This is a genomic window from Lysobacter sp. Root604 (assembly GCF_001427505.1).
Classification (GTDB): domain Bacteria; phylum Pseudomonadota; class Gammaproteobacteria; order Xanthomonadales; family Xanthomonadaceae; genus Lysobacter.
The window spans coordinates 116574-127544 of sequence record NZ_LMGS01000009.1 but is presented as its reverse complement, the minus strand read 5'-3'; the positions used below and the strand labels follow the sequence as shown (position 1 = coordinate 127544).

7 protein-coding genes are annotated in these 10971 nt (G+C 64.0%); 5 read left to right on the top strand and 2 right to left on the bottom strand.

Features of this window, described 5'->3' with window-relative positions; translation table 11 throughout:
* Nucleotides 1–5: 5 nt before the first annotated feature.
* The 5 genes from ASD69_RS08985 to ASD69_RS08965 all read left to right on the top strand — a co-directional run bounded on the left by ASD69_RS08985 (nt 6) and on the right by ASD69_RS08965 (nt 9519).
* Nucleotides 6–212 (top strand): MbtH family NRPS accessory protein, encoded by a 207-nt coding sequence (locus tag ASD69_RS08985; protein WP_056177035.1) that lies wholly within the window; start codon nt 6–8, stop codon nt 210–212.
* A 22-nt stretch (nt 213–234) separates the two neighbouring features.
* A complete protein-coding gene (locus ASD69_RS08980) occupies nt 235–1092 on the top strand; it encodes a DUF6875 domain-containing protein (protein ID WP_056177032.1) in 858 nt (285 codons plus the stop codon).
* Complete coding sequence (locus ASD69_RS08975; protein WP_056179692.1) at nt 1085–2431, top strand: NAD(P)/FAD-dependent oxidoreductase; 1347 nt, start codon at nt 1085–1087, stop codon at nt 2429–2431. The genes ASD69_RS08980 and ASD69_RS08975 overlap by 8 nt, the downstream gene beginning before the upstream one ends.
* Nucleotides 2432–2968: 537 nt before the next feature.
* On the top strand, nt 2969–7678 hold the full coding sequence (locus tag ASD69_RS08970) for an RHS repeat-associated core domain-containing protein (protein WP_056177030.1): 4710 nt from the start codon (nt 2969–2971) through the stop codon (nt 7676–7678).
* 890 nt (nt 7679–8568) lie between these two features.
* Nucleotides 8569–9519 (top strand): transposase, encoded by a 951-nt coding sequence (locus ASD69_RS08965; protein ID WP_162250635.1) that lies wholly within the window; start codon nt 8569–8571, stop codon nt 9517–9519.
* Between the two features lie 60 nt (nt 9520–9579).
* On the opposite strand, the gene ASD69_RS08960 is transcribed toward ASD69_RS08965, so the two are convergent.
* Together ASD69_RS08960 and ASD69_RS08955 are read right to left on the bottom strand one after the other, a co-directional pair.
* The gene (locus ASD69_RS08960; protein WP_056177023.1) at nt 9580–10182 is read right to left on the bottom strand and encodes a GrpB family protein; all 603 of its coding nucleotides are present in this window, start codon (nt 10180–10182) and stop codon (nt 9580–9582) included.
* Nucleotides 10183–10220: 38 nt separating this feature from the next.
* Entirely contained in the window at nt 10221–10928 is a 708-nt protein-coding gene (locus ASD69_RS08955) for a hypothetical protein (protein WP_056177021.1), read from the bottom strand.
* Nucleotides 10929–10971 lie beyond the last annotated feature (43 nt).

Here is a 10971-nt window from a genome sequence, read left to right as displayed (position 1 = left end):
GTTGCATGCAAGGAGAAGAGATGGATCTCGGCGCGTATCGGGTGGTGGTCAATCACGAAGACCAGTACTCGATCCTGCCGGTGGCATACGCGATTCCGCAGGGCTGGCGCGACGCCGGCTTCGAGGGGTCGAAGGACGATTGCCTGGCTCGCATCCGCGAGTGGTGGACCGACATGCGCCCGCTCAGCGTGCGCGATGCGGCACGCGGCTGAGCCAGGAACCAGGAGCGAGGCGATGAGCCCAGATAACGATTCCTTCCAACTGCCCGACCCGGACGCGGCCATGATGGCCGGCCGCAGCCATGTCGAGAGCGCGGGCGCGGCCGCGCGCGGCCAGCTGCTGCGCGCCTCCGACGTGGAGCGCAACCAACCCGCCAGCGCGCCGCTGCCCACCATCGTCAGCTGGGTGCGCGAGTTCCTCGCCCAGCCGCACCCGGAGCTGGGCCGGACCGGGCCGGTGTGTCCGTTCACGCCGCTGGCGCTGGGCCTGGACACGATCTGGCTCACCGAGGTCGCCGATGCCGAGCCCGATCCGGAACGCATGGCCGAGCTGATCGCGCACTACCGCGGCCTGTTCCTGGAGATCGAACCGCGCTCGGGCGCGGCGGCGGTCAACAAGTCGATCCTGATCGTGTTCCCCAACCTGGGCGTCGACGGCGCCAGCGTGGTCGATCGCATCCAGGCCGAGAACAAGGGCGGCTTCGTCGAGCTGGGCCTGATGCTGGGCGAGTTTCACGCGCACAACAGCAGCCCCGGCCTGCGCAATCCCGATTTCTTCCCGCTGCGCAGCCCGGTGCCCATGCTCGCGATCCGGCACATGGTCGAGTCCGACCTGCCGTTCCTGCGCCGCGAGATCGACGCGCCGGAAACGCGCGCGGCCTATCTGCGTTCCTACCTGCGCCGACTCGGGCCCAATCTGCGCCGCAATAACTTCGAACAGGCGATCGAAGCCCTGGTCGAGGCCGAGCTGCAGCTGCGTCTGGCCGCGATCGCGGTCGAAGCGCCGCGCCTGAGTGCCCTGCCGCGCACCGTCGCGCGTGCGGGCGGCGCACGCACGGCGCGCGCCGCCGCGGGATCCGCGCTCGATGACTGACGCCTCCGCCACATCCACCGCCGCCGCACGCGTGGCGATCGTCGGCGGAGGCCTCGCCGGCTCGCTGCTGGCCCTGCGTCTGGCCGCGCTCGGTCACGGCGTCGACGTCTACGAACGCCGCCCCGATCCGCGCGTGAGCGGCGCCGAGGGCGGGCGCTCGATCAACCTGGGCCTGTCCAAGCGCGGCATCCAGGCGCTGACCGAGGCCGAGTTGATCGATGCGGTGATGCCGACCTCGGTGACCATGGCCGGTCGCGTGATCCACGCGCCCGACGGCAGCACCCGCTACCAGCCCTACGGCAAGGACCGCGGCGAAGTGCTGCACTCGATCGACCGCAACGAACTCAACCGCCTGCTGCTGGATCGCGCCGAGCGCCATCCGCAGGTGCGCCTGCATTTCGGCCATCGCCTGGTCGCGGCCGACAAGGTCGCGCGCGAACTCGAATTCGACGCCGGCGGCGCGACCTTGAAGGTGCGCCCGGATTGGGTGGTCGGCGCCGACGGCGCGTTCTCGCGCGCGCGCCAGGAAATGCAGCGCGGCGAACGCGCCGACTACCACCAGGAATACCTGGAGTGGGGCTACAAGGAGCTCACCCTCAAACCCTTGGCCGACGGCAGCTCGGCGATCGAACTGGAGGCGCTGCACGTGTGGCCGCGCAGCCACGGCCTGTTCGTCTCGCATCCCAATCGCGACGGCTCGCACACGCTCACCCTGTTCCTGCCGTTCGAGGGTCCGGACAGTTTCGCCACCACCCGCAGCGAAGACGAAGTGCGCGCGCTGTTCACCAAGTACTTCCCCGATCTGCTGCCGCTGCTGCCGCAGCTGGTCGAGGAATGGATGGCGCATCCGGTCGGCTCGCTGGTGACCACGCGCACCGCGCCGTGGAGCCGCGAGGACTGGATGGTGCTGGTCGGCGACGCCTGCCACGCGGTCTATCCCTTCTACGGCCAGGGCATGAACTCGGCGTTCGAGGATTGCTCGGCGTTGATGGCCGCACTGGCGCGTCATCCGGGCCGGCGCGCGGACGCGTTCGCCGACTACGAGCGCTCGCGCCGCCCGCACACCGACACCCTGGCCGAATTGTCCAAGGCCAACTTCGTCGAACTGCGTCAGAAAGTGCAGTCGCCATGGTTCCTCGCGCGCAAGCGCCTGGACGTGACCTTGAACCGACTGCTGCCGCGTTCCTGGCTGCCGCTGTACACCATGATCGCGCACACCACGATGCCCTACGGCGATGCGCTGGCCAAAGCGCAACGCCAGGAACGCATCCTGGTCGGCGCCGGTGCCGGCATGCTGGCGATCGTCGCGGTCGGGGCGTGGTGGGCGTTGCGCGGCTAGTAGTCACCGTTTCGGCGCACTTTGTGCACGTTTCGGCGCTGGATGACCCTGCACAAAGTATGCGTTCTGTGTGCCATCAATCCCGACGCTTCGAACAGTTTCGAAACCTCGATGCGCGGCACTTGACGCCGCCCTCGGCCGTGTAGAAGCTGGCCCCACGCCGTACCGGGCTGTAACCCGCGTGCTGGGGCGAACAGGAACCGCTGCATCCCACCGGGGAGCCACGCAGTGACGCATAAGGAATGTGGGCCCGCCGACCGTTCGCCGTCGGCTCCTTCGCATCGATCCATTCGCCGATTCGCGCCTGTCGTGGGCCTGTCTTGGTGTTGGTCGAAGGTGGGCGCAAGCGCCGCGAGGAAGCCTGGGCGCGTCCGGTTTTGCGGCGTGTCATCGCTTTGTTGGACTTCTTCTAGAGGCTGTCGCAGCGACCGCGACGGGTAGGCCTCATCGTGGGTCATGCCCGGCTCGCGCCGCGCACGCCTCAGCAGCAAACCACGCCGTCCGCAAGGTCGGCGCAGACAACAAGAAGGGGATGGTATGGGTTACGAAGGATTGAACCGCCGCCGCTCCATTGCCGTGCGCGCTCGCTCGCTCGCGGCCGCGCTGGGCTTGCTGGCGCTACTGAGCGGCGCCGCTTCCGCGCAGGAGATCGGCCAGGTCTGGACCAGCGATTTAGCCTTCAACGGACCGCACCTCACCGAGCGCGCCGTGCAGCAGGACATGGAAAGCATTCATGCCGCCTCGCTGCCCTACGGCCCCTTCAGTTTCGAAGTCACCAAGCAGACCGTGCTGAGCGACCGCACGATCTACCAGTACGAATTCGAGCGCGTGCCGCCGGTGGTGGGCGAGTGGAGCCACCACAGCCTGCTCGACCCGCAGCAGCCGAACGCGACCTTGCAGATGGTGGTGGACCAGATCAAGCAGCGCCTGGACGCGGACAGCACCGGGCAAGGCTGTCCGGCGTCCACCGTCGTGACCGTGTCGCCGAACTGGCAGGTGGACAGCAGTTGGGACAACGGACAGAGCCTGAACGAGAACACCACCTACACGGCCAGCTATACGGTCGGCTCGCCCGGCAGTTGCACCAGCACGAACGAGAATGGGTCGATCCTGCGTAACCGCTCCATTCAATGCCCCAACATCACCGTGCATGCGTGGAGCGCCGCCAAGCAGGCCTGCGCGGGCGTGCCTGGCTCCGAGATGAGCTACGCCAGCGCACCGGTGCGAACCTGCCCGACAGAGGAGAACTGCCAGATCAGCAGCGGCACCCTGGCGGAGACCACCAGCGACTTCGATCTGGGCTGGGTTTCGTTGCAGCGCAGCTATCAATCGGGTGGTTCCGTCGCCGGCGGGGGATTCGGCGGGGGCTGGACCAACTCGCACAACATCCGCTTGGCGATGGGCACCGATCCGATTGGCGGCAGTCCGACCGTGCACTACGGGCTGGTCGATGCGGACGGGCGGCACACGGCGTTCAAGTCTGTGGGCGCGGCCTACGAGGCCAGCGATGGCAGCGGCGACCGGCTGGTTGCCTCCGGCACGAACTGGGTCGTGTACCGCAGCGATCGCACTTTGAGTTTTGATGCCGAAGGACGATTGTTACAGCAGGCCTACGAAGACGGCACCACGTTGGCCTACGGCTACGACAGTTTGCAGCGACTGAGCACGATTACCCACAGCGGCGGACGAGTACTTGAGTTCACTCGCACCACTGGTAAGGGCGGCGCTCCAATCGCATCGATCAGTTCCGCTGGCGTGGTGTTGGTTAGCTACACCTACACCTCATTGGGGCAGGTCGAGACCGCGACCTATCCGGACGGCGCGCAGCGCCGTTACCACTACGGTATTGATGGGATACCGATGCTGCTGGTCGGCGTTACGGCGGAGGATAATCGACGCCTCAGTACCAATGTATACGACGAGAAGGCGCGTGTGCAGTCACGCACGCTAGGAGATATCACCGACGGATTGTCGCTGTCGTATTCGGCGGCCGGCACCGCCACCGCCACGAATGCCTTAGGTCGTCAGAATGTCTACGCGCTCACCGCGACGCCGCCCAGCGGTGCGCCGCGCAAAATCGCATCGGTCGCCAACAGCGCCGGAACGACCAACTACACCTACTACCCTGAAACCACCGACTTCCGCCGCCGCATCGACACGGTCACTGATCCCAACGGGACCGTGACCAAACACCAGTATGCGGAACTCACCGATACCGTGTCGGGCCTTCTTGCTCGCGCCCATACCGTGGTCGAAGCGCAGGGCGCAGCGCAGGCGCGCACCGTCGAGCAGCGCCACGAGCTTGCGATCAACCGCGTGCTGACGACTCTGATCGGCAACCGTGAGACCCGCATCACTCGCAACGCACGAATGCAGCCGACCTCCGTCACCGTGCGTGACACCGCCACCAACGCCACCCGGACCACGGCCTACGTCTACTGCGAAGCCGCCGATGTCGCGGCCAGCAACAGCACCTGCCCGCTTCTCGGCCTGCTCAAGTCGGTCAATGGCCCACGCACGGACGTCAACGACGTCACCGCTTACGCCTACTACCCCAGCGACGACGCCAGCTGCGCATCCGCGCCCGCGACCTGCCCACACCGCAAGGGCGACCTGTGGAAGACCACCAACGCCCTGGGGCAGGTCACCGAGGTGCTGCAGTACGACGCCCAAGGTCGGATGCTGTCGCTCAAGGACATTGCCGGCGTGGTCACCGACTACGAATACCACCCGCGCGGCTGGCTGACCGGCACCAAGGTGCGTGGGCCTAACGCCGCCAGCGAAGCCGACGACCGCATTACCAGCGCGATTTACGAACCTACCGGCCTGGTCCAGCGCCTGACCCAGCCTGACGGCAGCTACATCACTTTTGCCTACGACGCAGCGCAGCGCCTGACCGACGTCACCGACAACGCCGGCAACACCATTCACTACACCTTGGACAAGGCCGGCAACCGCATCAAGGAAGAGACCAAGGACAGTGGCGCAGTGCTGCGCCGGCAGCTGTCGCGTTTCTACAACAGCCTGGGCGAGCAAACCCAGTACAAGGACGCCGGCAACCACATCACCGGCACCACCTACGACGCCGACGGCAACCCCAACCTGGTCACCGACCCGCTCAGCCGCGTGGTCGACCACGACTACGACCCGCTCAACCGCGTCTCGCGCACCGTGCAGGACCCGGGCGGCATCGCCGCGGAAACCGGCTACCTCTACGACGCGCTCGACAACGTCACCCGCGTGACCGACCCCAAGGGGCTGCAGACGAACTACAGCTACAACGGGTTCGGTGAGGTGACCCAGCTCACCAGTCCGGATACCGGGCTGACCCAGTACGGCTACGACAGCGCGGGCAATCTGGACAGCCGCCTCGACGCTAACGATGCCCAGGCGCACACCTACGATTACGACGCGCTCAATCGCCTGACCTCGGTCTCGATGCTGGCCACCAGCGGCGGCAACGACATCGTCTATCACTACGACACCTTCAACACCGGCTGCGGCGGCGACCCAGCGTTCGCGCAGGGCCGCATGACCGGCACGAACAAGAACTTCGGCGCCGCGATGCGCTACTGCTACGACCGCTTCGGCCAGGTCGAAACCAAGATGCAGATCGTCGGTGGCCGGTTCTTTATGGTCGACTACACCTACACCGCTGCGGGCGATGTGAAGTCGATCAGCTACCCCGACGGCGCCGTCGTCGACTACGTACGTAACGCTCAGGGCCGCATCACCGAAGTTGGCGTGACCCCGAACGGCGGTAGCCGCACGGTGCTGCTCAATCAGGCCGGCTACGCTCCATTCGGCCCGGCGGTCGGCTGGGTCTACGGCAACGGCCGCACCCTGGCGCGTCAGCACGATCTCGACTATCGGCCCGCTACGATCCAGGACAACGCCAGCGGCGGCCTGTCGCTGCACTACGGCTACGACGCCGCCGGTCAGCTCAGCGAGCTCAAGGACGGCCTGCAGAGCGCGTTCCTGGCCCGCTACGACTACGACAACCTTGGTCGTCTGACCATCCTGCGCGATGGTGTCAGCAGTATCCCGATCGAGACCTACACCTACGACGCCACCGGCAACCGCACCAGCCTGCTGCACGGCGGTATCACCACCAACTTCGCTTACCCCGGCAGCAACCATCGCCTGAGTTCGGTGGGCAGCGTCGTGCGCAGCTACGACGGCGTGGGCAACACCACGGCCATCGGCGGCGCGCTCAAGCAGTTCAACTACGCCGAAGACGACCGCATGAACAGCGTGTCGCAAAACGGCACCATGCTACGCAGCTACGCCTACAACGCCCTGGGCGAACGCGTGCTCTCGACCATCCCGGCGGTTACCGGCAACCCCGATGGCAGCGGCGGCACCCCGGCCGTGAACACCTACACCGTCTACGACGAGTCGGGCCGCTGGCTGGGCGACTACGACCACAACGGCGCGGCCCTGCAACAAGCGATCTGGCTGGACGACCTCCCGGTCGGCCTGCTGGCCGGCGCGGGTGCCAACCAGAAACTGCACTACATCGAGCCCGACCACCTGGGCACCCCGCGTGCCGTCATCGACCGCAGCCGCGACGTCGCGATCTGGACCTGGGCGCTACAGGGCGAGGCGTTCGGCAAAGATCCGCCGAATCAGGACCCGGACCTGGACAGCACGGACTTCGTGCTCGACATGCGGTTCCCGGGGCAGCGGTATGACGCGGCTACTGGGCTGAATTACAACTACTTTCGGGACTACGATGCGGGGAGTGGGCGGTATGTGCAATCTGATCCGATTGGACTTGTCGGAGGCGTATCTGTTTTCAGTTATGTTGAAGGACGGCCCTTGGACTCTACGGACGCACTTGGCTTATTTGGAGGGGCCGGGCCGCAGATTGGGCCTGGTTACTCAAATAACCCAGATCGATCCTCGCCGTACAGCTACACCGTGCGCTATAAGAAGAACGACACTACAATTCTGACCGTTCCCGGGTTGCACAAGAATATTTTATGTCTCCAGAGTTGTCTCAATATGCAATTGACGATTACGGGTGGTAGCGAGGGCGCACCTCATCATTCGGGTAAGAATCACCCCGGGGGTACGGCATGCGATTTTGGGTGCAATTCAAATCGAAATCTATGTCGGAAACCGAACCAGACGGTTAAGGATTGCGCGGCAGGTTGTGGATTTACGAACGGACTTCGTCATGCGCCGGATCATTGGCATCTTTCAACGAACCCTGGTGATGGGGTTCCTTCATTGAGGCGCTGAGTATGTTGAGAAAAAATGTACTAGCCATCCAGCTTGCGTTGATTGCGCTTGTTGCTGTGGGCGCGAATGCAAGTGGGAATTCGGACCTGTCTTCGCAATCAATTCTCAGGAGTGACTTTAGCGAACAGAAGTACTGGCCAACCTATGGGGCGGCTCGAAATATCGAGTTCTGTGGCGGAGATTGGTGTCAAGAGGTGACCGTCAAAACGAAGCGGAGTGCTGCGGCTTGGGACGCTGTTTTTCTGATGTTCTACTACTTCGACGCGAATGATCAGTATAGAGAGCGCAGAGGTGGGTGGGCGGTCGCATTGCTGAGCAAGCATGGAGAGAAGTGTGTTGGTGCGTCTGAAGCCAAAGCGGCCTGTGCGTTGGGTAAATTAAAAGAGCGGTATGGTTTTGAGTACAAAAGAGTGCAGTACGATGTTGGGAGTCGCTGTTCCAGCAACTTTAACGTGAAGCCCCCATACTTTGGAAACAAAGGCGGCTGTGTTCGCCTTAGAAAATAGCAGATTGAAGAATGTAAGAGAAAGAGTTCGAGCAAGGGTTCGAACAAGGAGGGTTCGAACAAGGAAACAAGGAGGGTTCGAACAAGGACATCCACAGTTCCACACTAGCCTGACATCCGATTCAGATTTTTCTGGCTGCGCAAGCACGACAGACCCGAGATGCTGGCCTCATGACACAGGCCCGCTCTTCGCTAATCCCGCACGGCCAGGCCGGCCGTTTCATTGCGTACAGCGCTGCGTGCGTCGAGTGTTCCTGTGTGGAGTTGATCGTTACACCGGTCGATCTTTCTAGCGAACAAGGACACCCACAGTTCCACACTAGCCTGACATCCGATTCAGACTTTTCTGGCTGCGCAAGCACGACAGACGCGAGATGCTGGCCCCATGACACAGGCCCGCTCTTCGCTAATCCCGCCCGGCCAGGCCGGTACGTTTCATTGCGTACAGCGCTGCGTGCGTCGAGCGTTCCTGTGTGGAGTTGATCGCTACACTGGTCGATCTTTCGAGCATCGGAAGGTTTGGGTCGAACAGCGATTGGCATTGCTGGCTGAGTGCTTTGCCATCGCCATTCATGCTTATGCCGTGATGAGCAACCATCTGCATTTGGTCGTGCAGTTGGAGCCGGCCCTTGCACAGCAATGGACGGATGCCGAAGTGGCGGCGCGCTGGATACGACTGTTTCCACCCCGTGAGGGCACTCCTGCAGCCCATGAGCGCAAGCGCGATGCGTTGATGGCTGACCCAACGCGTATGTCGGCTGCCCGTGCTCGCCTCGGGGACCTGTCCTGGCTAATGCGCTGTCTGGCGGAGCCGATCGCTCGCGCGGCCAATACCGAAGACGATTGCAAGGGGCGGTTCTGGGAGGGGCGATACAAAGCGCAAGTTCTCTGCGACGATCGCGCGGTGCTAGCCGCCATGGCCTATGTCGATCTGAATCCCATCCGCGCAGGCATGGCGGACGATCTGGCCCAGTTGCATCACACCAGCGCGCACGTACGACTGAGGGGCGTGAGCCACGATGCGACTAAGGCAATGCTGCAGCCAGTTGCGGGCTCTTCGGTGGCCTGTCTGCCGATTCGACTGGGTGAGTATCTGGCGCTACTGGAGTGGACTGAAAAACAGGTTCGCCCAGGCAAACGAGGTTCCATTGCTCTAAGTGCACCGAGCGTGCTGGCGAAGTTCGATGCGCGGCCCGATCGCTGGGTGGCACGGATGAAGTCGATTGGCTCGGGCTACTGGCGTGCGGTCGGTGAAGTTCAGGATCTGCTGGAGATAGCGCAGCGTCTGGGTCAACGTTGGCTCAAAGGTGTCGGCGTCGCGGCCAAGCTCGCTTAGGGCGTTTCATGCTGCTCCATCCCTCGTGCCTCCCGTTAGGTGCGCTTAGTCTGATGGTACTTACTTCTCGCAGCCTTCGCGGCAGTGTCGACCGCTAGTCGTGGGCGAGAGGTCTATGGGTGTCCTTAGTTGTTTCTTAGTTGTTTTCCCACACTGTTGGAAGCGCTGGTCCTCCAGGGAAGACAACAGAGATCGAATGTAGACACCCTTCTCCAACGTATAAGCAGCCTTGTCGTCGGCGTGCACGATAGCCAGCCGTCGTTTCAGGGCTTCGTACTCGGATCGACGGGCGTCGTCGTCGCGCAGTAGGTCGCGGAAGTGGAGATGTTCCCGCCAGAGTCGGCCACCTTGTTCGACGCAATGCAGGTGGATGCGCAGGTCGCCCGTGATGTCTTTGACGAAGTAGCGGCGCCGAGGGATCGCTGCCTCGTAGTGCGGCCGGTAGGTGTAGCCCAGGCTCACGATGTCCGCGATGCGGGCCTCGATCTTGGCGAGTGTCGGCGCGCCCAGCAGGAGGTCGATGACCGGCTTGGCCGCCAGGCCGGGCACCGAGGTACTGCCGACATGCATGATCTCGATGGGCACGCCGGCGAAAGCCGGCAGCAGTTCCTGCCGGAGATCCTGGAAGACGAGCGGCCATGTGGGAGAGTAGGGAACGAGCATGATGGGGCTCCGCGGATCGGGCGAAGGTGGGCCAGGCATCAGGCGCGGCGGTCGCCATCGTGGGATGTCGTCGTCGTGACATTCTGCGAAGCCCGCACGACCCACAGGCCCAGCAGGCAGTACCAGAGACTTTGTGCGACGACCACAAAGGTCATGCCGGGGGCGTGGAGTGAAATCAATCCTGTGATGTAGCCGATCAGGCACATCAGACCCGCGATCATGCCGTAGGCGCTGCACGCGATCGCCAGCCGACCGGATTGGCGCAGCATCGCAGCAGACCACAGTACGATGCCGCCCAACATGCCGAGCGTGCCGAATCCCGCCAGCACCTGATTGGCGGAGAAGGCGAGCAGCACCGAAGGCAGTGCGTCCTCGGCGCGCGGGATCAGCGGCAGGACGCGCTGCAGGTAGTCACTGATGAGGAAGCCGCTGATCAACGCCGCGCCCAGCATGGCGACGGCGCCCAGCGCGTAGAGGCGGACCGCAGCCCACACCCAGCCGTTGCCTGGCCAACGCCGAGCGAGGTGGGCCAGCGACAGCCAGAGCGCGACGATGCATACGATCATCGCCAGATGCACGTGCCGGCTGAGCGAGGAGATCTCCGTGAGGCTGGTGAGCCGCGCCGCCACGTCGGCGCCTTGTGCGGTGGGATGGAAGGCCATGATGAGCGGCGCCAGCACCCCGCTGGCGATCAGCGTCACGCCGGAGAGCAGGGCGCCTTGCGTGCGGGATGAGGTCGTGGTCATGCGGTGCCCCTGCAAAGAAGAGCGTATAGGCTAGCGATGCGAT